This window comes from Colwellia sp. BRX10-4, assembly GCF_014077465.1.
Classification (GTDB): Bacteria; Pseudomonadota; Gammaproteobacteria; order Enterobacterales; family Alteromonadaceae; genus Colwellia_A.
Genome location: NZ_JACGVZ010000025.1, coordinates 41,440 through 62,684, shown reverse-complemented (window position 1 = coordinate 62,684; position 21,245 = coordinate 41,440). Strand labels below are relative to the sequence as shown.

Sequence of the window (21,245 nt, the reverse complement as noted above, 5' to 3'; positions counted from 1 at the left end):
CTTTGAAGGTATATTCACTGGCGCGGTTGGCACCGCAGAGCATTTGTGTGAATTTACTGAGCACGTAGGGTTAAAGCGCGCACACGGGAAAGCAAATGCCCAAGCTTGTTTGAATAGCGCGTAAACATAACTACAAGTTAAGACCGCACTAAAACCATAAGAAAAAATACGACTACCTTTGAGTAGCAAGTAAAACTTGCCTGAAATTCACTCCTTTAATCAACATCTATAAAAATCGATAGGCAAAAGCTTACAAGGTGCAGTACATGCATTATTGTTGACCAATGGATAGCTGTGTTTCAGAGCATTATCACTGCGTAGCATTATCATGGGTAGCATTATCATGGGTGGCATAGTAATTGTTTAAACCTAAATATTATCTTTCCTCATCATTTTAAATGACACTATGTTGAAAAGTATTTTTTTGTTCTTTACGCCAGCGACCAGGGCTTAAACCATAGTCTTTCTTAAAACGGTGAGCAAAGCTTGCACTATCGCCATAGCCTACGGTGTCAGCTATTTGATCAAGATTATATTGTGTATAACGAAGTAAGTAGCAAGCGTATTCTAGGCGAGTGTGAGTTAATAGTTTGATTGGTGTCATCCCCATTTCTTTCTTACATAAACGAAAGAAGTGCGGCTCAGACATATGCATTTCTGCAGCTAATTGCTTAACAGTCCACGGCAGTTGCAATTGCTTATTTACACGACGTATTAGAGAGTGAAATTTCTGTTGATGCTTTGTTAGTTGCTGCCCCATATTCAGTGTTTGCGCAATTTGATAAATTAAAACTTCGACTAAGCGCAATACAATATCTGATTGATACATACTCTCGCCGTGTTTGAATTCTCTAATAAGTGACATCGTTTGATAAAGCTTCTCTGCATTCGCACTGGAATAAACGGAAGGTTGAAGTTGATGAACAAACTTATATTCAGAACAATCATGAAGTAATAGCCAACACATATCCCAGTACTTCCCCGAAAGTTCATACAAAAAAGGGGTTCCTGCTGGCAGTAAAAGCACACTGCCGGGTTTAACTAAATATTCGTTGTTACCAAACTTGACCTTTCCCTCCCCTGCATGAGTAGAAATTAAGTAATGAACATGCCTATTGCTGTTTTCATTACCTAAACAAACTTCTCCTTTACCTGTTTTGCCTATTTGATATTCAGTTTGTAAATACGACAACCCCGCAATGGCTATGAAACTATCAGCTTGCCCTGGTAATTTATCAAAATTAATAAAATCCTCAATACAATCAGAATGAATATTTAAAATATCTTGCCACATAGAATCACCAAAATGATAGTTTTAAACATGATACATGACAATTTTACTTATGTTTTTTTTATCACTATATTTTATAATTCTATGCAATATTATAGTAACCCCTAATGACTAAAACCAATGCGTAACATCGAACCTTCATCATTAAAGCAAAGCATTAAATTAGCTTGGCCTATCTCTTTACAAAGCATATTGGTCACCATGCTAGGCATGAGTGACATAATGATGGTTGGCCATTTAGGCGATACGGCCGTTGCTTCTGTTGGGCTGGGTAACCGAATTCAATTTGTTTTTTTAATCATTTTAGCGGGACTCGCTTCAGGTGTTGGTACTTTATCTGCGCAACACTTTGGCGCGGGTCAAATTGGAGTGATTAGACAAATCATTGTTAAAACACTTGTTATTGCAGCAGGAATTTTATTGCCTATATTACTCATTACTTTCTTGTTTTCTGACAATATCATGGGTATTGCCACAACAGATCCCAGCGTTATAAAAGCAGGAACAAACTACCTTTGGCTGACCATGCCTAGCTTAATTTTTGTTGTCATTGTGATGATATTTGAAAACGCTTTAAGGGGGCTTGGGCAAGTAGTCTTCCCCATGTTAATTAGTACCATAGCTATTATTACCAATATTCTTTTAAACTATTGGTTAATCAAAGGTGGCTTAGGTATAGAGCCAATGGGTGTTATTGGCGCTGCGCTAGCAACACTAATTGCGCGAGCACTTCATGCTTTATTAATACTGGTCTACTTAGCAAAGGTTAAGCACAGTATTTTTCCAACAACGTTCTTTTGTGTTAGTTTTTATAACAAACAAGAGTGGACTAAATTACTCACCTTAGTTTGGCCTATGATGCTAAGTTTTGGCGTGTGGTCATTAGGCACTTTTGTATATCAACTGATATATGGACGTATTGGAACACAAGAACTTGCTGTAATGAGTCTATTAGCACCAATGGAAGGGTTATTGGTTTCATTCTTTTTTGGTTTTGCTTCTGCTTGCGCTATTTTAGTTGGGCAGCGCTTAGGTAGAAACGAATTTATAACGGCATGGGCTTTAGCAAAACATTACGCCATTAGTGCGCCAATTGTTACCTTCTTATTGGCCTTAATTTTACTTCAATGTGAGTCTTTAGTCTTTATGCCTTATATCAATTTGTCTCCAGAAACAATGGCATTGTCCCATGATGTTTTTATATTGATCACCTTTGGCACTTGCTTGAAAGTATTTAACTTAACTATGTCTATGGGGATATTACGCGCAGGTGGTGATAACAAATATTGCATGTTAATTGATATATCAGGCATGTGGGTTTTAAGCATTCCATTAACTTTGGTGGCGGCATTTTACTTTAAGTTACCACTATATTGGGTAGTTCTCATCTCTTACTCTGAAGAAATAACTAAAGCATTTATGTTTGTTTTCAGAATGAGAACGAAGCTTTGGTTAAACAACCTAACGGCTGAAAGTGTTGCCTAGTGAACCAATTCGATTAAGTTGCACACAGCTAAAACTTGAGTAACCAATGTATATTTCTAAGTTGTCATCAAACCAGAAAGTCGTAAAATCTACATTGCAGTCACTCACCTTTTCTAAAATTCAGATGAAATAGAGTATTAGTTCTATGGCAAAACGCCCCCTATAGCCATAGAATTAAAATTTATGTCAGCTTTAAGATCTGAAAGTGACGTTTAATATTTTGACTGCTCTTATTCCGCAATGCGCGCCCAGAAGACGTTAACACAGTTATTTTATGATGTGTTTTGAATGATTATTAAAGTTCATTTATGCCAGAATTCAGGTTCCAACTTTATTTGGAGTGTTTCTGGTGATTTTTTAATAAATAAAACTTACTGCCATATTTTCTTCTATCTTTATTCACCAAAGCCCATTTTTGCTCGACGATATAAGTAGGCTTGCTTGGAGTTTTTGTTTCAATATTTATTTGGCTTTTACACTAATGAGTGATTAATTAACGATAAACTTATGAATACGTATGTAGCTTAGCTGTAAATTGGTGTCAGTCCTTTATGCTTGATGTAATAAAAAACATCAGGAATATCCATGAAAAAAATTATACTCAGCCTTGCTGTACTGATTTCATCTCACAGTTTATTTGCACAAACCCTTAAGTTAACGTCACCCGACGGAAAAATAATTCTCAGTGTTAGTGACCAAGGAAAACCTAATTACAAAATGAGCTTTTTAGGTGAAAGCATTATACAACCCTCCCGCTTAGGCTTAGCATTCAAAGATACTATCGCTTTTAGTGACGGGTTTACTATTTCATCGAGTGAAACCCAATCAGCCAAAGAAGTATGGCAATTGCCTTGGGGTGAACGTAAAAATGTGACTGATGAACACAATGAATTATTAGTGACTTTTTCAAGAAATAATAAAAAACACACTAAAGAATTCAAGGTACGTTTTCGATTGTTTAATGACGGCATTGGTTTTCGTTACGAAGTGCCAAAACAACAAGATATTGATCACGTTGAAATCATTAATGAATTTACCGAGTTTGTCGTAAACGACGCGGATAAAGCGACCGCATGGTGGATTCCAGCACGTGGCTGGAATCGTTATGAATACATTTATAATACCACCAAACTGGCCTCGGTTGACCGCGCTCATACACCTTTTACTTTCAAACTAGACTCGGGCATTCACCTTAGTATTCATGAAGCTGCATTAGTTGATTATGCCGCTATGACGATTAACCAAAAGCGTCCTGGAGTCTTAAAAGCAGATTTAACACCTTGGTCAGACGGCATCTTAGTTAAAACAAAAACTGACTTTAAAAGTCCATGGCGCACTATTCAAGTTAGTAAAGATGCGGTTGGCTTACTCAATTCTGACCTAATATTAAACCTTAATGAGCCAAATAAATTAGGTGATGTATCTTGGGTTGAGCCGGCAAAATATTTGGGGATTTGGTGGGGAATGCACATTAACGCCAACACCTGGGGCAGTGGCGACAAACACGGTGCAACCACCAGTGAAACCATGGGTTATATCGACTTTGCCGCTGATCATGGTTTTTCTGGGGTTTTGGTTGAAGGTTGGAACCTAGGCTGGGATGGCGACTGGTTTTTCAACGGCGACGTGTTTAATTTCACTAAAGCTTATGATGATTTTGATATTGCTGCCGTATCAGCTTACGGTGAAAAGAAAGGGGTTCGATTAATTGGCCACCATGAAACCTCAGGTAATGTGACTAATTATCGTAATCAAATGAGTGATGCTTATGCACTTTATGAAAAGTACGGCGTAAGACAAGTAAAAACAGGTTATGTTGCTGACGGTGGCGATATTAAACGCATTGATGAAAAAGGCATAGTTCACAAAGAATGGCATGACGGCCAGTTCATGGTAAGTGAGTATTTACACAGTATTACTGAAGCAGCGAAACACAAAATTAGTATTAACACCCATGAACCGATTAAAGATACCGGTTTGCGCAGAACCTACCCCAACTGGATTTCAAGAGAAGGTGCTCGCGGCCAAGAATTTAATGCTTGGGGCACACCACCAAACCCGCCTGAGCACACCACCATTTTACCCTTTACTCGCATGTTAGCTGGACCAATGGATTTTACACCAGGCATCTTCGATATGAGTTTTAATGGCTTGGGTGATAAAAGTAATCGCCCACAAACTACGCTAGCAAAACAATTAGCATTATACGTGGTGCTTTATAGCCCTATTCAAATGGCGGCTGATTTACCTAAAAACTATCAAGCAAATTTAGCGGCATTTCAATTTATTAAAGATGTACCAACCGATTGGCATGAGAGTATAGCGATTGCTGGTGAGGTCGGTGAATATGTTGCTTTTGCTCGTCAAGAAAGGGGGGGGGATGATTGGTTTATTGGCGCATTAACCGATGAGCAAGCACGCACGTTAACATTGCCGTTAAATTTTCTTGATAAGAATAAGCGCTATCAAGCACAAATTTATCGCGACGGTAAAAACGCAGAGTGGATGAACAATCCCTATGAAATGATCATTGAAAACAAGCAAGTCACCGCTAACGACCAATTAGTATTACCCTTGGCGACAAGTGGCGGTGCTGCGATTCGTTTTAAAGCATTATAATCAATTGATATTTATAACTTAAAAGTCGTAAAGAGTAGCATAAGCCTTACTTGTGCTACTCTTTTTACAACCCCGGATACTGAGAATACCCCAAAGCCACAACATTAATAAAAATAGCGAACCAGAGCACAAATATAAAGAGCTGTTTTTGGGTTTTATGTCGAAAAGCTTGTTGAGCTAATAGCGCTCCTGGCCATCCGCCAAGTAGCGCAAAGACCTGTAGTGTTTTTTCTGAGATGCGCCATCGCTCTTTTATCGCATTTCTTTTGTCGATGCCATAAAGTACAAATGTTAGTAAACTTAAGCTCAAGTAACTCACTAGCACCCATAACGCTATTTTTTGCATTATAAATAGCAGAACAAAAGCCATTAAAAATAAAACAACAACACTTTTTGAAAACATATTTATAGCTTGCACAATATACTTTGTAAACACAACGCTAGTCATTAGCGGTGGTTACCCTAATTTATCGATAAGAGTTCATCGATATATTGGTTGAAGATAAAATTAAAAAACCGATTATTTAACAATAATCAGTTTTGATTCACTTTCTTACTTGTTAAATATCAATTGACGATAAGCGGTTAAAATCATCTAGGTGGACGTTCTTTCTTAAGTTTAATAATTAAGTCAATATGAGGGATAAGCTCCTCTATTTCTCGAATATGGTCCCGCAAGCTTTCCCATTGCGTTAATTCTAATTTACCAGAGTCTAATATGGCGAGTTTTAGTTCACTGACTAACGAATTCTCATCAACTTGCTCTATAAATTCATTAATACGTAATAGGTTGTCTAATTCTGCTTGAGAAATTATTTCTATATCACTACTTTTTTTCATCGCTAACTCTATAAAAAATACTATAAAAATAAGTATAGGCAAGCTTTATAAAAATAAGTATAGCCAAGCTTTATTTTTTTGTTCAACATCGATAAAGCTAAACGTATTTGAATCGTCACAATTTAGTAAGAAAAAAGTCATATTCAACTTGTAAAGTGCCTCACGTTAACTAAATAAAGCTCAATAAGGGATACTCATGGAACATAATAACTTTGATGAATATGATGAAATATTTAGCCTTTTCGACGGTTTACTCACGGATCAAAAAGAATCGCGCTCACGAAAAAGAAAGTGGCGAGAAATTGAAACGTATAAAGATAGAAAACGATTACGCCAAGAGCTTCATGATTTACAAGATTACTCGTCTTAATCATTAGCGTTTGGCATAAGTAAACATTACGCCAAACTCTGCATAATTTAATCCGTTATGATTGGGCAAAATCAACCAACGTTTTGCCAGTCATGCGGTAACCTACCCATTCATCTTGAGAAACAGCGCCTATCGCTTGATAAAAGTCACGTGAAGGCTTATTCCAATCTAAACAGCTCCATTCAAAACGTGCGCAATCATTATCAATCGCGGTTTTTGCCATATTTTTTAATAATTTTAAACCCGCTCCTTTACCTCTATGCTCTGGCGTTACATATAAATCTTCAAGGTATAAACCTGATTTTGCTAACCACGTTGAATAATTATAAAAATAAATCGCCATACCAATAGCCACACCATCGAGTTCACAAATTAAGCCGTGTACTTGGGTATTTGTACTAAACATACTGGCTTTTATGGTTTCAACTGTTGCGTACACTTCATGTTCAGCTTTTTCATAAATAGCGAGCTCTTTAATAAAAGTTAATAAAAGCGCGGCATCATCTATGCTTGCTTCACGTATCGTTATCTCAGACATTTTACTTCCTTATTTTTTTCATTAATTTTTTCTATAGCATACCAGTACCAAGATATTTAAACACCTGATCTGCAATGCCACATAAATAAATAACAAGGTTGAACTAATATCAAAAATTAGCTCTAAGTAAGAGATTAAAAGATAATAAAACACTTCTCGTAAACTTTTTAAAGTTTGTCTCTATTTAGTAAATCACTTTATCGATACAATATAACAAATGAATTATCGCCATTAAAAAAGGAAAGTCTGTGTTCAATAAAATAGCTTCACTCGCCTTATTCACCTTTATCACTTTACCGGTATTTTCAGCAGAGGTCAGCTCGACAGCAAAGTTAACCGCCGATTACGCCGTGCAAACTTATCAAAAATCTATGGTTGCTAGCTTAGCCGAGTTAGTAAAATACAATACCTTAGCAATTGATGGTGTTTCGGCTAATGACAACCCTGAACATATAGCTTTTAAAGCAGAGTTAAAAAAACAAACTGAAGATTTAGGCTTTGATTATACCGACGACGGTTATGTTGTTGTTATTGGCTTAGGCGAAAGCACAGAGCGCTTAGGAATAATTACCCACGGTGACGTACAACCAGTAAACCCCAAAAAATGGCAAAAATCTCCGTTTGAACTTGATACAACTTCAGAGCCCGGCAAACTTATCGCTCGCGGTACCGAAGATGATAAAGGGCCAATATCAACCGCGCTCTTTGCAATGAAAGCCATTAAAGACAAAAATATAACGCTCGACAAGCGTATTGAATTGTATGTTTACATGGCTGAGGAATCAGACTGGGGTCCATTAGAAGCTTATATTAAGACCCATACATTGCCACAAACCAATATTACCATTGACGCAGAATACCCTGTTGTCACCGCTGAAAAAGGCTACGGGACAATAAAAATAGCCTTTAATAAAAATAAATATACCGGTTTAGATGCTTATCTCAGTGAATTTAGTGGCGGTTTTTTTGGTAGTCAAATACCTGAAGATGCTAAAGCGGTGATTGAAAATGCGGACCTTAGTTTACTGCAACAACTGATGGATAAGGCAAGAGAATACCAAGGTGTTAGTTTTGATTTAGAATTAAAAGGAAACACCTTAACGATTACTGCACTAGGAAAATCAGCTCATTCATCGAAGCCAGAAGAAGGCTTAAATGCCATTCCATTTTTAGCGGGTTTATTATCGCAAACTCGCTGGCCTAGCAATGGTGCGGGTACATTGGTTAACTTTATTAATGACAATATTGGTTTAGGCTTAGAAGGAAAAAAGTTTGGTAACATAGCCTACAGTGATGACTTTATGGGACCTATGACGGTTTCACCCACGGTTATTAAGCAATTCAAAAATAATATTGAATTGAATATTAATATTCGTCGTCCGCGTGGCAAATCAGCGCAACAGTTAACGGAAGAAATTAATCATGTCATCGCAACTTGGAAGCTAACAAATATGGCTGACATTACCGAGCTTGAACATTATATTGGTGACCCTTTTATTCAAAACGATGCGCCACATATTGACACATTACTGGCTGTATTTTCTCACTTTACCGGTATAAAGGACGCTAAGCCTATTGCTATTGGTGGCGGAACAAATTCACGCTTATTTCCAAATGCAGTAAGCTTTGGGCCATCAATGCCAAATGCTAATTATACCGGCCATTCTGAGCATGAATTTATTACCATGAAACAGTTCGTTTTAAATTTAAAAATGTACACCGCCGCTTTAGTTGAAATGGCTGCAGCCAAAACACAGTAACGAGAAGCGCAGCACTAAGGAACAGGAGAGGTTATGAAAAAAACATGTATTGTTACCGGTGGAAGTTCCGGTATAGGTCTAAGCATAGTGCAATTATTTACAGATAAAGGCTATCAGGTTTTTAATTTAGACTTACAACCAAGTAACCTTGCCACACTGCGCGGTGCTGATCTTAACTGTGATGTCACTAATGTTCAGCAAGTGCAAAGTATTATCAGTAATATAGCTAAAACAGCAACTATTGATGTTTTAGTCTCAAATGCTGGCATTCATTTTTCAGGAAATATTGAGAATACGTCAGCCACTGATTTAGATAAAGTCCTTAACATTAATGTTAAGGGCGCGTATGCCGCAATAAAAGCGGTACTCCCCCATATGAAAGCCAATAAAAATGGCGCTATTATCTTAATGGCATCTGACCAAGCATTAATTGCCAAGCAAAATTCATTTGCTTATAACATCAGTAAAGTCGCGCTCGCTTCAATAGCAAAAACCACCGCGCTTGATTACGCTAGCTTTAACATTCGTGCCAATGCTGTGTGCCCCGGCACGATAGAGACCCCTTTGTATCATCAAGCGATTGATAATTATTGTCAACGCTCTGGCGCCAAAAAAGCAGAGGTTCACGCTGAAGAAGCGGCTTTACAACCCTTAGGTCGTTTAGGTCAACCCGAAGAAGTCGCAGAGTTAGTTTATTTTTTAGCATCAGATAAAGCTAAGTTTATCACTGGCAGTTTACAAGTGATTGATGGTGGCTATACTGCGCAATAATTCACTTAGTAGTTATAAAAACTAGCGTTCAACGACAGTACAAAGAGAATAGTAGAAGTTGAAATCTCCTTTTTTTTGTTGGTAATAACAACTAAGTAGCCACTTCTCTGTAGGAAAATTCAGCAGAGTGTTTTCAATGATACATTTCAATCAAAGCGTTAATGAACATAGGGTAATATGAAAATAATTGATCCTCACTTGCATTTATTTAACCTTGAACAAGGCGACTATCAGTGGTTAAAAGCTGATAGTCCACCTTACTGGTTGGATAAAAATACCATTAGACAAAGTTTCACGGAAAATGACTTAGCTTTATCTGATCCTCTGCAACTCGCGGGTTTTGTTCACATCGAAGCCGGATTTGATAATCAACAGCCTTGGCGAGAAATTGCTTGGTTAGAAGATAATTGCTCCCTACCCTTTAGAGCTATTGCTGGCGTTAATTTACTTTTACCGACAAACGAGTTTCAACAAATACTAGATAAGCTTGATAAATTTGAGTCCGTAGTCGGTGTTCGTGACATTCTAGATGAAAATGCCTGCGCATATTTATCAAATCCGCACGTTAAGGAAAACTTAGCACAACTTGCCCAGCAGCAGTTGATTTTTGAATGCCAAATGCCGTTAACTGATGTGGAAGCGACCGAGCAATTAATAGCGGTTATCACTGAACTGCCGACACTAAAATTAGTCATTAATCATGCCGGTTGGCCACCCGAAGATATTGACAGTAAACAATGGCAAAATTGGCAAAGTGGCATACAAGCACTAAGTGGTTATGATAATGTTGCCATTAAATGCTCGGGGTTTGAAATGGTTAATCGCCAATATAGTGAACCGTGGCAACAGCATGTCATCAAACATTGTTTAACCACCTTTGGTTTAGATAAAACCATGCTAGCCAGTAATTTTCCTTTGTGTTTATTTAAAAGTAGCTATCAAAAAAACTGGATAATCCATTTCGAAAACCAACCATTATCAACAACTGAACTTGAATTGTTATGTTATAAAAATGCCTTGCACATCTACCAAATTCCTATTTAAGCTATAAATTAAGAAGAAAAATCTACCCATAAGACCTTAGATAAAATATTATTTCATTACTTCGCACTTTCATGGTGAATTAATGGATAACTTCGACAGAAAAATTCTTAAAATATTACAAAATGACTGTACGCAGCCAGTCAGCGAGGTTGCCGCTCAAGTGGGGCTTTCAACAACCCCATGCTGGCGACGTATTCAAACTATGGAGAAAAATGGTGTTATAAAAGGGCGGGTTGCCTTGGCCGATCCTGAAAAGTTAAATGTTGGCTTAACCGTTTTTGTGATGATTAAAACCAACCAGCATAATTCTGATTGGCTTGATGATTTCAGTATCAATTCAAAAGAGTTTCCAGAAATTACCGAGTTTTATCGAATGAGTGGCGAAGTAGACTATTTACTACGTGTCGTTGTTTCTGATATGAAAGCCTACGATGCTTTTTATAAAAAACTCATCGGCCAAGCCAGCTTTGCCGATATTAGCTCAAGCTTTGCCATGGAAGAAATTAAATATACGACCGCACTACCCGTTGATTATATGTAACGTGTGATAAAAAAGGATGGCGATTAGCCATCCTTTTTACCTTCAGATATTGAAGCTGATTACTTTAATGAATTAACCGTAACATGCGGTGAGCGTTTCACGACTTCGTCATTTAATTCAATGCCTAAACCAGGTACTTCTGTCACTTGGAAAAAGCCATTTATCGGTTGTGGGTCTTGCAAACACAATTCACGATTCCAATGCTTAGTCGCATAAGTATGATGCTCATGGATTAAAAAGTTAGGAATTGCTGTTTCTAAATGCAAAGACGCTGCTGTTGCTACTGGGCCGCCACAAACATGGGCTTGAATACGAATATCATAGACATCAGCATAGTCACAGACTTTTTTAGACTCGGTAAAACCACCACATAAACCCACATCAGGTTGAAGCACATCAATACTTTGATCTTCAAAATACTGGCGTACATCCCAACGATGATATAAACGTTCACCACCGGCAATGGGGACATTAACCCGTTCAGCCACTTTTTTATGCACTTTCGCGTTTAAATAATTAACCGGCTCTTCGTACATCATACAGCCAACTTCTTCAACAATTTCGCCCATTTGAATCGCAGATGCAGCGCCCATTAATGAATGTGATTCGAAAATAATATCAACATCTTCACCGACGGCATCACGAATAGCGCGTAATCGGTCTCCAAATAAACGCATCTGCGGCTTGGTAAATAATTTAGTGCGATCGAACGATGATGTGCCATCGGCATTATAAACAATAGGGTCTACTTTTACCGCATCGTAACCTTCAGCCACCGCTTTTAGTGCAGCTTCAGCATATTCTTGAGGTAAAAATAACTTCTTAACTTCAACGTCCCAATCAAACTGTAATTGGCTAGCGTAGGTACGTAATTTATCATTAACTTTGCCGCCAAGCAGTTGATAGACAGGCACACCTAATGCTTTACCCTTTATATCCCAAAGTGCGGTATCAATAGCACTCATGGCAGAATAAAGCACCGGTCCACCACCTAATCCCCAAAAGCTTTCGCGCAGCATTCGAGACCATAACAATTCGGTTCTAAAAGGGTCAAAACCAATTAAAACCGCTTCGGTAATTTCTTTAATCATCGCCGCTGCAGCACTATGCCCCCAATCGTAAGCAAGGCCTGCTTCGCCAACCCCCGAGATACCTTCATCGGTATGAACACGAATAAAAACAGGATTCCAACCGGCGCGATCTGGACATTCAATATCAAAAATTTCTACGTGAGTAACTTTCATTTTATCTTCTCTAAATATGTGAGTGTTTGTCGCAGAGAACTTATTTCAATAGCGGCATAAGGAGGTGTAAAGACAACTTTATGATTAGGTCGCAAAGCTAGGATCAGCGCGATAGACTTTCCTGACCATGGCCGGCCAAGCCTTTTGACCGCCGGTACTACCCGTATGAACAATATTTGCTTGCGCTTTTATACCATCGACAATACTTTGATCGACTAAAATAGTTGCCATACCGGTTGCCATTACTTGTAATTGCACTTGACAAGCACGTGTTAAATCATACATGTGCATAAAAGCATCGCCAATAGTTTCACCTAAAGTCAAACCTCCATGGTTTCTTAATAACATAAAGTTTGCCGAGCCCAAGTTATTTTGTAAGCGAAGTTTTTCGTCAGCATTTACCGCTAAACCTTCATAATCATGGTAGCTAAGAGAAGCCAATGCGAACATAGCATATTGACTTAACGGCAATAAACCTTCTTGTAAACTCGCCACAGCAATAGTTTCATTAGTGTGTAAATGCAAGACACATTGCGCGTCATGGCGAGCTTCATGGACAGCGCTATGGATAGTAAAACCCGCAGGGTTAATTTCAAAAGGACATGCTGGGTCAATAATATTACCTGCTATATCTATTTTAACCAGATTCGATGCGGTAATTTCATCAAAAGCTAAACCGAAAGCATTAATGAGTAAATGCTCAGAATCAGGTATGCGTGCTGAGATATGAGTGTAAATTAAATCATCCCAGCCATGCATAGCGATAAGACGATAACAAGCCGCTAAATCGATGCGTGTTTGCCACTCTTGTGCTGATACTTTATTTTTTAAGTTAATCTGTGGGATAGTTAACATTAAAGTCCTTTAAAGAATTATTATTCTATAATTTTAAATCATCGATAATACAAATCAAACCGCTAGTGTAATAAATTACAATTAAAGGCTAGATAAAAATCAGCTAAGTTAAGCAAATTGGTATCAATTAAATAAACATCTTAATTAAACTACCAATGAGTAAAATAAACACCAAAATAGGAATGATTTTTGAATACTTAGCTTGCTCTTCTTCACCCATAGGTTTGCCAAAACGCTCACCTAAAATAACCATTAGGGCAATACCGGCAAAAACAGCTAATAAAATCATGATTAAAGTCATTATTTCTCCTATTATTAATCTCTAAACCAATTGCACATTGCATTAGCTAATTATTCAATTACCATAGCAAGATAACAAGCAAAAATATGTAAACAACAATATGACTGCACCTGATAACTTTGCTGAGAAGCGACGCTTTATTATAAGATTAGGCAAAGCTTTGCATAAGTTTGGCACGCCTGCTTATCGTCTTGAAGCACATCTTCAAGATGTTTCGACATTTCTCGAATTAAAAGCATGTTTTATCATCACACCAACAGCTCTGACTTTTGTCTTATCTGAAGATGAAGAGAACCAACAATATAATCATGTTATTCGAGTAAAGCCAGGTGATCTTGATTTAGGTTCACTGGCACGAACAGATGAATTAGTTGATGAATTAAGTTCGGGTCAACGCACGTTATCTGAGGCCATTGAACGACTTGATGATATCGCCAATAAACCCAACCCTTACGGTCGTTTTCTTACCTTTTTAGCGTTTGGTGCTTCAAGTGGTGCTTTTTCCATGCTAATGCACACCAGCTGGAACGATGTATTTTGGTCAGTATTATTAGGTTTTGTTGTTTGCTTATTTACCTTTTGGGCCGAATACTCACGCCGAGTTACCGAGACATTAGAACCAATTGCAGCCATTACCACCGCCCTACTCGCCTCGGCCATTACGCTAATTGACCCAAGTATTAATATGCCCTTGGTTATTCTTTCAGCCATCATTGCTTTTATACCCGGCTTAGCATTAACGCTAGGCTTAGCTGAATTAGCCGCTCGACATCTAATGTCAGGTACTGCCCGTATTATGGACGCGGTAATGATGCTATTTAAGCTTTATTTTGGCGCGGTATTAGGCATGGCGTTAGGAAAGTTATTTTGGGGCGAAGTATTATATGTTACCCCCGCTAGCATGCCTGTTTGGACAGCATGGGCGGCAGTGACCACTTTATCTATAAGCTTAGTTATATTATTTCGCGTTCGTAAAAAAGACGCTCCATGGGGAATTATTTCTGGCTATGTTGCTTTTGGTGCTAGCATTATTGGTGCCGCTTACTTAGGCCCAGCGCTTGGCGCTTTCGTTGGTGCCTTTGTTTTAGGCATGTATGCTAATTTATTCTCACGCATAATGAGATTACCTTCAAGCATTGTTAAGCTATTAGGTTTAGTCGTGCTGGTGCCTGGAAGTAAAGTTTATATCGGCTTAAACAGTGCGGTATCTGGAGTGAATATGTTAAATACCAATAATATTGGTTCTGAAGCCTTCCTAATTTTTATGTCGCTTGTCGCTGGCCTTGTTTTTTCAAATGTTGCCTTACCTTCTCGTAAAACGTTGTAATAAAGAACGCTAATGAAACCAGTTAACAAAAAAACAGCCTATCACCATGGCGACTTACGCAGTTCGCTCGTTGAAACGGGCGCCGAGATGATTGAAGAGACAGGAATTGAAGGACTTTCATTACGTAAACTTGCTGAGCGTATTGGTGTTTCTCGTACAGCAACCTATCACCACTTCAAAAATAAAAATGATTTACTTTGTGCGATAGCTGCACTGGGGTTTATTCAATGGACAAGTATTTCTAATGCCATATTTGACGATAATGAGCTTTCCGGGGAAGAAAAATTTCGTCAGTTTGTTTATCATTACATAACATTTGCTACCGAAAATGCTTCAATTTACGAATTAATGTTTGGTAAAACAATTTGGAAAAAAAACAATAGCGATCAAGCTTTGCGTGATATCGCTTATCCTAGTTTTAATTACCAACTAGAAATGACCAAAACTTGGCAGCAACAAGGCTTATTGATTGAAGACGAAAATAGCTTACGTTTAGCACAAGTAACTTGGGGAACATTGCACGGTATTGTGCGTTTACTCATTGATGGAATTTACCTTGATACCAGCCATATTGATGAAATGTGTGAATGTGTCGTCAAGGTTTTTATTCACCAACAAAAATTATAATAAGGGTTAGGCATGTCTGAAGACAATAACAATAAAACCGCTCAGTTTGACCAGTTTTTTTCTATTAGTTATCCTTTCAATGTCAATGCAACTATCATTGAAACAGATACAGCGCCAAGTTATCAATGTTTTATGAACACCATGCCGATGCCGTTTAAAATGGCCTCTGAAATAGTCACCCTTGACCAAGCTGCATTGCGCCCACTGCAAACACTTGGTAGCGTTGCGGGACAATTAGTTGATTATTTACATCATCAAGCTAAAAAAATAGACTTATTGGTTAGTTATATTTTGAGCGAGCAAGACAACGAAATGCAACGGTACCAAGGTACTGATTTTGGTGGTGGCGGCGTTATTTTTACCAGTAAAAACCTTTTTGATACTGGCCAATTTATTACCTTGAAAATATTTCTCCTTGATGATAATTGTGCAATTTACTGTTGTGGAGAAATAATTTCAGCAACAACGACAAGCGATGAACTCACTAGCTACAAAGTTATTTATCATCATATTAGAGAAGAAGACCGTGAAATATTAGTACGTTGTAGTCTTCATCAGCAATCAAAACAGTTGCAGGTTTTAGCGCAACAGCGCAATGAGCTATCAGCAAAAGAAAAGTAATTTAGCGCGTAAAAATATTTCTGCGTTAAGTCTAGCTGATATAAAGCACACTTTAGCGCCTATTCCTTGTTGAGCAAGTCAAAAACCGTTAGCGTGATCACGATATAATTTCAGGAAGATAGTTATGAACATGAATAAAAGATCTTTTTTAAAAGCGGGTGGTGCAAGCATTGCTGCGTTATCCGTATCAACTTCAGCATTTGCCTCATCAACGAAAGAAAGTCAGTCAAATAGCCAAGTACTAAAGGACATCACCAAAGATATTGCTGGCATTACTTCTGCAGAGCGTGAAGCTCGAATAATAAAAGCTCAGCAATTAATGCAGCAAATGAATATTTCTGCGCTTATTATTGAGCCAGGTGCTGCCATGGATTATTTCTCTGGTATTCAGTGGTGGCGCAGCGAACGCTTAACCGCTTTAGTGATCCCTCAACAAGGTAAAGTAGCGGTAGTTTGTCCCTTTTTTGAAGAGCCTAGTATTCAAGAAAGTTTAGCTATTGATGGCGATATTCGTGTTTGGCAAGAACATGAAAGCCCGTTCGAGCGTATCAAACAAATACTAGCAGACCGAGGTATTAGCCTTACCAAAGGGACGATTGGCTTTGAAAACTCGGTACGTTATTTTGTTCAACACGGTGTAATGAGTTTATTATCAACTCTTCAACATGTCAGCGCTGAACCCGTTACTCGTGGTTGTCGCATGTTTAAAAGTCATCATGAATTGCAATTGATGCATAAAGCAAATGAAGTAACACTATTAGCCTATAGCGAAGTATATTCAAAGCTAGAAGTGGGTATGACTTCTGCACAGGTTAAGAGCTTGATGAGCAATGCACAAGCGACGTTAGGAGGAAAAAGCGCGTGGAATATGGCCTTAATTGATCAAGCAAGTGCTTTCCCTCATGGCAGTAAAAAGAAGCATCTAATTAAAGAAGGTTCAATTGTATTAATGGACTGTGGCTGTAATGTTCATGGTTATCAGTCAGATATTAGCCGAACCTTTGTGGTCGGTGAGCCAACAAAGCGTCAACGTGATGTTTGGCAAACGGTACGTACCGGCCAAAAAATAGCCTTTGAGCAAGCGCAAATAGGTAATGCTGCAGGTACTGTTGACGATGCAGTACGAAAATACTATCAAGCACAAGGATTTGGTCCTGATTATAAATTACCTGGCTTGTCGCACAGAACTGGCCATGGCATAGGTATGGAAGGTCATGAAAGCGTTAATTTTGTTCATGGTGAACAAGAAAAGTTAACGGCTGGTATGTGTTTTTCTAATGAGCCTGGCATTTATATACCTGGCGAATTTGGTGTAAGACTTGAAGACTGTATTTACATGACCGATAAAGGCCCACAGTGGTTTACTATTCCCCCAGACTCGCTAGATTCTCCGTTAGGCAAGCTTGCTAAGTTCACTTAACGCACTATTTATAATCTACAGTAGGCTGTTTTTAGCAAACTAATCAATAACAGTGGCTTCACTTTATCCTAAAAAAAGGAGTAACGGATCTTCCTTACTCCTCCCGTTTTTATAACGCAGGATACAATGAAATAACCAATAAAAGTGCCATGGTAATGTTAAAAACTCTCAAGCGTTTTTGGTTAGTTAACAACACTTGTATTTTTTGCCCTAAAACAACCCAAGAACTGATGCAGGGTAAATTGATTAGCCCAAAGACAATCGCCACTAACAATACCGAGGTAAAACTCTTTGATGGAGCATAAAGGCTTATTGACGTTAGCGCCATTGTCCAAGCTTTTGGGTTAACCCATTGAAATAAAACAGCTTGAATAAAGCTAAAAGGTTTATGATTTGACGTTTGTTGTTCGATATTACTGGTAGAGCTAGCTATTTTGAATGCTAAATAGAGTAAATAAACAATGCTGACCACTTTTAGTATTTGATAACTCACCGGGAAACGATCAAATAATTGAATAACACCTAGCCCAACTAAAGCAATCATCAGTGTAAAACCAATGCCAACTCCTAATAAGTGAGGGGTCGTTTTTTTGAAACCATAATTTGCACCAGAATTCATTAACATCAAGTTATTTGGGCCTGGTGTTATTGAAGACACAAAGGCAAAAATAGTTAAGGCTGATAGTATGTCTAAATTCATTGTTATTTTGCTCTTAATTGTTTGAGAGGCAGGTAAATTTCAAGCTATTTTCACTTAAATGCTCAGATGTTATATCACAAAGTTATACTGGAAAATCAGCTAAGGGCGCTTATTATCAAAATAGAAGTCTTAAATACTAAATGCAGAGGCTCGATGACCTAACCCTTGGTAGTGCCAAAGATCAAAGAAAGTTGGGTAAATGTATCATTTTTACATGGGGATAACGCGAAGAAAACATCTATAACGCATAGGTAAGTGGGTGAACATAGCCCTCCCATCTTACCCATTTGTTATATATTATTGCTTAGATAGCAACAACTTTATTTGCACATGGACCTTTTTGTCCTTGTCCAACTTCAAACTCAACAGCTTGGCCGTCAGCCAATGTAGCGTATTCACCGCCAGATTGGATTTCTGAATGATGAACAAACAAATCTTTACTGCCGTCTTCTGGAGTAATAAATCCGAAACCTTTATCCGCATTAAACCACTTAACTATACCTTTACTCATAACACTCTCTTTATCATTGGTGAAAAATATAAACCTAACTTGCTATCACCATTACAAGTCAGGATTTGAATCTCATTAATACAAACTATATTTAACATTATATACTGTATTTATAATTAACGGTGCGCGCCACCTTTCTTTTTCATGTTGACTACTTTTCGAGCTATATCAAGTAATTCAGGTGAAACATCATCAGCACCATCTTTTATTAGTTTACTCACATCACCAGATGAAAAGAATGAGCCCCGCTCAGCTTTTACGCCTAATGATCTTACAAAATCTTTTGTTTTACCTGTACTCCCCGTATCAATATACTTAAAAATAATTTGTTCATTAAAGCTTTGTGGTTCTTGCTTTAAAGTAGCAATGGTATTGGTAAGTAATGTTATTTCCGATCCTAACATTTCTATTAACTCGGCAATATCTGAATATGGTTTCATTAAATTATTTAGCTCTTATAATATTATCTGACAATGCCAACAGGCTATCATTTTACAGGAGAAGCAAGTCAGTATGACTAACCTACTTAAAAAAATTATTATACAGTGAATGCCTCTGAGTAAACAGTCTCTATTTAAATAGCTAAGAGCAATGATGAATTATTGTTACTTTTTTAATAATATAACTTAATGAATCCCACCTTATTGGTCGATAAAGCCGCTAATGCCGCATACTTAATATTCACAACAACTTTACTACAACTTTACTACAACCAGATTATATTATTTAAAATTCTGAGTTCAATCACTTTTTTTGATTAAAAGCTGTGATTTATTACGCTTGATTGTTTCTCTTGTAAGTCTATAATCTGCATAATTATTATATAACTAAGCACAATATAAATGAAAAAATCATACAAAAATAACGTAAATCTATATCTTGTCATTTTTTTGTTGTTAAGTATTTGTATTTCCTTTTTAGCGGTAGCGACAACAGATACCCCAGAGATAAAGACTAAGGCCGTTTTTAGTCAAATAGAATCGGCTTTATTAATTTTAAAAAGTAACAATGAATTCACTAAAAGCAATATCAGAAGTGTATTAACCCAATATCTTTTGCCTGAGGTAAATATTCAATATTTTAGTTATAAAGTTATTAATCAAAATTTGCCCAAACTATCTGCCGAACTTAGGACTGAGTTTGTTACTGAGCTATCAAATCAATTAATAAATACTTATACCAACTTATTAAGTAAATATAGTGGTGAATCAATGACTATAGGTACAGGGTCATTATCAAAAAGTGGTAAAATGTCGATGATCAATATAACGATTACCGGTGAAAATAAAATCAACAAAGCGGTAGTAAAGTTACTGATATCGAAAGACGGCACTTGGCAGTTTTTTGATATTATCATTGAAGGTATTAGTTTATTAGATGCAAAGCAAAAAGAAATAAACTCAAGTTTCAGTAAGTTAGGTATCGAAGGTACGCTGTTACATCTAAAAAGTATTAATCAAAGAAGTCTCACTTCTTCATAAAAATAAAGGTAGGTACAATCGTTCTAATGGAATGGCTTAATCATACGAATAATTTAAAAGCACTTTCAACAGTACTCGCCAATAATAAATTTGTTATTGCGCTATTGTTTATTTTTCTTTTTTATATGATTAAACATCTCATTGTTATAAGAATAAAACAAAAATCAAAACAAGATAAAAGATTACAAATCGATGTAGTTAACAATATATTTACAGTATTAATAATTGTGATGGTTTTTAATATTTGGTCTGAAGAAATTCAAAAATTTGCTTTTTCGATTGCTGCCTTTATTGTAGCAATTGTTTTAGCAACCAGAGAGTTTATTCAATGTTTTATTGGTTTTATTTATATCCTGTCAAGTCGACCATTTCGTATTGGTGACTGGGTAAAAGTCGGCAATCATTACGGCGAAGTGCATTCAACAGACTGGGCAAAACTAACGCTGTTAGAGGTAAATATAGATGATTATCAATACACAGGTAAAACGCTATACCTACCCAATAGCCAGCTAATTACTTCGGTTATTAAAAACCTTAACTTTTTAAAACGATATGCAATACATCATTTTACCATTGTCAGAGATGACAGTGTTAATCCCTTCAAGTTTATTGATGAGTTGTATACTAGAGCAAGTTTATATTGTAGTGACTTCAAAGAAGTTGCAATCCGCTATAATCAACTGATCGAAAATCGTTTAGAGGTTCACATTGCAGGCCCAGAGCCACATATTCAAGTAGCAACTTCTGAGTTTGGTGATACGCAAATATTTTTTACTATATTTTGCCCAACAGAGATAGCATTAGAAATAGAGCAGAAGTTAACTGCTGATTTTATGTCATTGTGGTTTAAGCAAAAAGTGTCTTCATCAACTTTATCAAACTAATGTAATATCACTGAT

Annotated in this window: 23 protein-coding genes; 13 read left to right on the top strand and 10 right to left on the bottom strand. The window is 37.2% G+C overall.

Annotation, left to right across the window (positions count from 1 at the left end):
• Nucleotides 1-394: 394 nt before the first annotated feature.
• Nucleotides 395-1,294 (bottom strand): AraC family transcriptional regulator, encoded by a 900-nt coding sequence (locus H4J67_RS16545; RefSeq protein WP_182204386.1) that lies wholly within the window; start codon nt 1,292-1,294, stop codon nt 395-397.
• Between the two features lie 117 nt (nt 1,295-1,411).
• On the opposite strand from H4J67_RS16545, the gene H4J67_RS16540 reads away from it, so the two are divergent.
• Together H4J67_RS16540 and H4J67_RS16535 are read left to right on the top strand one after the other, a co-directional pair.
• Nucleotides 1,412-2,776 carry an MATE family efflux transporter gene (locus H4J67_RS16540; protein WP_182169681.1) on the top strand — a complete coding sequence of 455 codons (1,365 nt, stop codon included), beginning with the start codon at nt 1,412-1,414 and terminating at the stop codon, nt 2,774-2,776.
• 585 nt (nt 2,777-3,361) lie between these two features.
• A complete protein-coding gene (locus tag H4J67_RS16535; RefSeq protein ID WP_182170872.1) occupies nt 3,362-5,395 on the top strand; it encodes a glycoside hydrolase family 97 protein in 2,034 nt (677 codons plus the stop codon).
• Between the two features lie 64 nt (nt 5,396-5,459).
• On the opposite strand, the gene H4J67_RS16530 is transcribed toward H4J67_RS16535, so the two are convergent.
• Both H4J67_RS16530 and H4J67_RS16525 read right to left on the bottom strand, forming a co-directional pair.
• A complete protein-coding gene (locus tag H4J67_RS16530) occupies nt 5,460-5,798 on the bottom strand; it encodes a DUF1294 domain-containing protein (RefSeq protein WP_182170869.1) in 339 nt (112 codons plus the stop codon).
• Nucleotides 5,799-5,986: 188 nt separating this feature from the next.
• The gene (locus tag H4J67_RS16525; protein WP_182170866.1) at nt 5,987-6,235 is read right to left on the bottom strand and encodes a hypothetical protein; all 249 of its coding nucleotides are present in this window, start codon (nt 6,233-6,235) and stop codon (nt 5,987-5,989) included.
• A gap of 196 nt (nt 6,236-6,431) precedes the next feature.
• On the opposite strand from H4J67_RS16525, the gene H4J67_RS16520 reads away from it, so the two are divergent.
• On the top strand, nt 6,432-6,605 hold the full coding sequence (locus H4J67_RS16520; protein ID WP_157470826.1) for a DUF3545 family protein: 174 nt from the start codon (nt 6,432-6,434) through the stop codon (nt 6,603-6,605).
• Between the two features lie 55 nt (nt 6,606-6,660).
• Here H4J67_RS16520 and H4J67_RS16515 read toward each other — a convergent pair whose 3' ends face one another.
• Nucleotides 6,661-7,143 (bottom strand): GNAT family N-acetyltransferase, encoded by a 483-nt coding sequence (locus H4J67_RS16515; protein WP_182170863.1) that lies wholly within the window; start codon nt 7,141-7,143, stop codon nt 6,661-6,663.
• A gap of 248 nt (nt 7,144-7,391) precedes the next feature.
• Between H4J67_RS16515 and H4J67_RS16510 the strand changes: the two genes are divergently transcribed.
• From H4J67_RS16510 to H4J67_RS16495, 4 genes are all read left to right on the top strand, one after another.
• The gene (locus H4J67_RS16510; RefSeq protein ID WP_182170860.1) at nt 7,392-8,903 is read left to right on the top strand and encodes a dipeptidase; all 1,512 of its coding nucleotides are present in this window, start codon (nt 7,392-7,394) and stop codon (nt 8,901-8,903) included.
• 33 nt (nt 8,904-8,936) lie between these two features.
• The gene (locus H4J67_RS16505; protein ID WP_182170857.1) at nt 8,937-9,674 is read left to right on the top strand and encodes an SDR family NAD(P)-dependent oxidoreductase; all 738 of its coding nucleotides are present in this window, start codon (nt 8,937-8,939) and stop codon (nt 9,672-9,674) included.
• 177 nt (nt 9,675-9,851) lie between these two features.
• Nucleotides 9,852-10,718, top strand: a complete 867-nt coding sequence (locus H4J67_RS16500) for an amidohydrolase (RefSeq protein WP_182170854.1) — start codon at nt 9,852-9,854, stop codon at nt 10,716-10,718.
• Between the two features lie 82 nt (nt 10,719-10,800).
• Nucleotides 10,801-11,259: an Lrp/AsnC family transcriptional regulator gene (locus H4J67_RS16495; protein ID WP_182170851.1), complete on the top strand. Its 459-nt coding sequence runs from the start codon at nt 10,801-10,803 to the stop codon at nt 11,257-11,259.
• A 59-nt stretch (nt 11,260-11,318) separates the two neighbouring features.
• Here the strand turns inward: H4J67_RS16495 and H4J67_RS16490 are convergent, their stop codons facing one another.
• The 3 genes from H4J67_RS16490 to H4J67_RS16480 form a co-directional block, all read right to left on the bottom strand.
• Entirely contained in the window at nt 11,319-12,503 is a 1,185-nt protein-coding gene (locus H4J67_RS16490) for a mandelate racemase/muconate lactonizing enzyme family protein (RefSeq protein ID WP_182170848.1), read from the bottom strand.
• Between the two features lie 84 nt (nt 12,504-12,587).
• Nucleotides 12,588-13,358, bottom strand: a complete 771-nt coding sequence (locus tag H4J67_RS16485) for a class II aldolase/adducin family protein (protein ID WP_182170845.1) — start codon at nt 13,356-13,358, stop codon at nt 12,588-12,590.
• Nucleotides 13,359-13,485: 127 nt separating this feature from the next.
• Complete coding sequence (locus H4J67_RS16480; protein WP_182170842.1) at nt 13,486-13,659, bottom strand: hypothetical protein; 174 nt, start codon at nt 13,657-13,659, stop codon at nt 13,486-13,488.
• A gap of 100 nt (nt 13,660-13,759) precedes the next feature.
• Between H4J67_RS16480 and H4J67_RS16475 the strand changes: the two genes are divergently transcribed.
• From H4J67_RS16475 to H4J67_RS16460, 4 genes are all read left to right on the top strand, one after another.
• On the top strand, nt 13,760-14,986 hold the full coding sequence (locus H4J67_RS16475) for a threonine/serine exporter ThrE family protein (protein ID WP_070374419.1): 1,227 nt from the start codon (nt 13,760-13,762) through the stop codon (nt 14,984-14,986).
• A 12-nt stretch (nt 14,987-14,998) separates the two neighbouring features.
• Complete coding sequence (locus H4J67_RS16470) at nt 14,999-15,613, top strand: TetR/AcrR family transcriptional regulator (RefSeq protein ID WP_182170840.1); 615 nt, start codon at nt 14,999-15,001, stop codon at nt 15,611-15,613.
• Nucleotides 15,614-15,625: 12 nt separating this feature from the next.
• The gene (locus tag H4J67_RS16465; protein WP_182170837.1) at nt 15,626-16,234 is read left to right on the top strand and encodes a PilZ domain-containing protein; all 609 of its coding nucleotides are present in this window, start codon (nt 15,626-15,628) and stop codon (nt 16,232-16,234) included.
• Nucleotides 16,235-16,358: 124 nt separating this feature from the next.
• Entirely contained in the window at nt 16,359-17,654 is a 1,296-nt protein-coding gene (locus H4J67_RS16460) for a Xaa-Pro peptidase family protein (RefSeq protein ID WP_182170834.1), read from the top strand.
• Between the two features lie 109 nt (nt 17,655-17,763).
• On the opposite strand, the gene H4J67_RS16455 is transcribed toward H4J67_RS16460, so the two are convergent.
• From H4J67_RS16455 to H4J67_RS16445, 3 genes are all read right to left on the bottom strand, one after another.
• Nucleotides 17,764-18,354 carry a LysE family translocator gene (locus tag H4J67_RS16455; protein WP_070374423.1) on the bottom strand — a complete coding sequence of 197 codons (591 nt, stop codon included), beginning with the start codon at nt 18,352-18,354 and terminating at the stop codon, nt 17,764-17,766.
• Nucleotides 18,355-18,658: 304 nt separating this feature from the next.
• Nucleotides 18,659-18,865 carry a cold-shock protein gene (locus tag H4J67_RS16450; protein WP_070374424.1) on the bottom strand — a complete coding sequence of 69 codons (207 nt, stop codon included), beginning with the start codon at nt 18,863-18,865 and terminating at the stop codon, nt 18,659-18,661.
• Nucleotides 18,866-18,981: 116 nt separating this feature from the next.
• Nucleotides 18,982-19,305, bottom strand: coding sequence for a hypothetical protein (locus H4J67_RS16445; protein ID WP_070374425.1), 324 nt, complete (start codon nt 19,303-19,305; stop codon nt 18,982-18,984).
• A 402-nt stretch (nt 19,306-19,707) separates the two neighbouring features.
• Between H4J67_RS16445 and H4J67_RS16440 the strand changes: the two genes are divergently transcribed.
• Nucleotides 19,708-20,346: a phospholipid-binding protein MlaC gene (locus H4J67_RS16440; RefSeq protein WP_182170832.1), complete on the top strand. Its 639-nt coding sequence runs from the start codon at nt 19,708-19,710 to the stop codon at nt 20,344-20,346.
• 26 nt (nt 20,347-20,372) lie between these two features.
• Nucleotides 20,373-21,230 carry a mechanosensitive ion channel family protein gene (locus tag H4J67_RS16435; protein WP_182204385.1) on the top strand — a complete coding sequence of 286 codons (858 nt, stop codon included), beginning with the start codon at nt 20,373-20,375 and terminating at the stop codon, nt 21,228-21,230.
• Nucleotides 21,231-21,245: the final 15 nt, after the last annotated feature.

Excerpts from the sequence above, each read along its gene's own strand:
- H4J67_RS16545 (WP_182204386.1), bottom strand. The coding sequence starts at position 1,294 with ATGTGGCAAGATATTTTAAATATTCATTCTGATTGTATTGAGGATTTT.
- H4J67_RS16540 (WP_182169681.1), top strand. The coding sequence starts at position 1,412 with ATGCGTAACATCGAACCTTCATCATTAAAGCAAAGCATTAAATTAGCT.
- H4J67_RS16535 (WP_182170872.1), top strand. The coding sequence starts at position 3,362 with ATGAAAAAAATTATACTCAGCCTTGCTGTACTGATTTCATCTCACAGT.
- H4J67_RS16530 (WP_182170869.1), bottom strand. The coding sequence starts at position 5,798 with ATGTTTTCAAAAAGTGTTGTTGTTTTATTTTTAATGGCTTTTGTTCTG.
- H4J67_RS16525 (WP_182170866.1), bottom strand. The coding sequence starts at position 6,235 with ATGAAAAAAAGTAGTGATATAGAAATAATTTCTCAAGCAGAATTAGAC.
- H4J67_RS16520 (WP_157470826.1), top strand. The coding sequence starts at position 6,432 with ATGGAACATAATAACTTTGATGAATATGATGAAATATTTAGCCTTTTC.
- H4J67_RS16515 (WP_182170863.1), bottom strand. The coding sequence starts at position 7,143 with ATGTCTGAGATAACGATACGTGAAGCAAGCATAGATGATGCCGCGCTT.
- H4J67_RS16505 (WP_182170857.1), top strand. The coding sequence starts at position 8,937 with ATGAAAAAAACATGTATTGTTACCGGTGGAAGTTCCGGTATAGGTCTA.
- H4J67_RS16500 (WP_182170854.1), top strand. The coding sequence starts at position 9,852 with ATGAAAATAATTGATCCTCACTTGCATTTATTTAACCTTGAACAAGGC.
- H4J67_RS16495 (WP_182170851.1), top strand. The coding sequence starts at position 10,801 with ATGGATAACTTCGACAGAAAAATTCTTAAAATATTACAAAATGACTGT.
- H4J67_RS16490 (WP_182170848.1), bottom strand. The coding sequence starts at position 12,503 with ATGAAAGTTACTCACGTAGAAATTTTTGATATTGAATGTCCAGATCGC.
- H4J67_RS16485 (WP_182170845.1), bottom strand. The coding sequence starts at position 13,358 with ATGTTAACTATCCCACAGATTAACTTAAAAAATAAAGTATCAGCACAA.
- H4J67_RS16480 (WP_182170842.1), bottom strand. The coding sequence starts at position 13,659 with ATGACTTTAATCATGATTTTATTAGCTGTTTTTGCCGGTATTGCCCTA.
- H4J67_RS16475 (WP_070374419.1), top strand. The coding sequence starts at position 13,760 with ATGACTGCACCTGATAACTTTGCTGAGAAGCGACGCTTTATTATAAGA.
- H4J67_RS16470 (WP_182170840.1), top strand. The coding sequence starts at position 14,999 with ATGAAACCAGTTAACAAAAAAACAGCCTATCACCATGGCGACTTACGC.
- H4J67_RS16465 (WP_182170837.1), top strand. The coding sequence starts at position 15,626 with ATGTCTGAAGACAATAACAATAAAACCGCTCAGTTTGACCAGTTTTTT.
- H4J67_RS16460 (WP_182170834.1), top strand. The coding sequence starts at position 16,359 with ATGAACATGAATAAAAGATCTTTTTTAAAAGCGGGTGGTGCAAGCATT.
- H4J67_RS16455 (WP_070374423.1), bottom strand. The coding sequence starts at position 18,354 with ATGAATTTAGACATACTATCAGCCTTAACTATTTTTGCCTTTGTGTCT.
- H4J67_RS16450 (WP_070374424.1), bottom strand. The coding sequence starts at position 18,865 with ATGAGTAAAGGTATAGTTAAGTGGTTTAATGCGGATAAAGGTTTCGGA.
- H4J67_RS16445 (WP_070374425.1), bottom strand. The coding sequence starts at position 19,305 with ATGAAACCATATTCAGATATTGCCGAGTTAATAGAAATGTTAGGATCG.
- H4J67_RS16440 (WP_182170832.1), top strand. The coding sequence starts at position 19,708 with ATGAAAAAATCATACAAAAATAACGTAAATCTATATCTTGTCATTTTT.
- H4J67_RS16435 (WP_182204385.1), top strand. The coding sequence starts at position 20,373 with ATGGAATGGCTTAATCATACGAATAATTTAAAAGCACTTTCAACAGTA.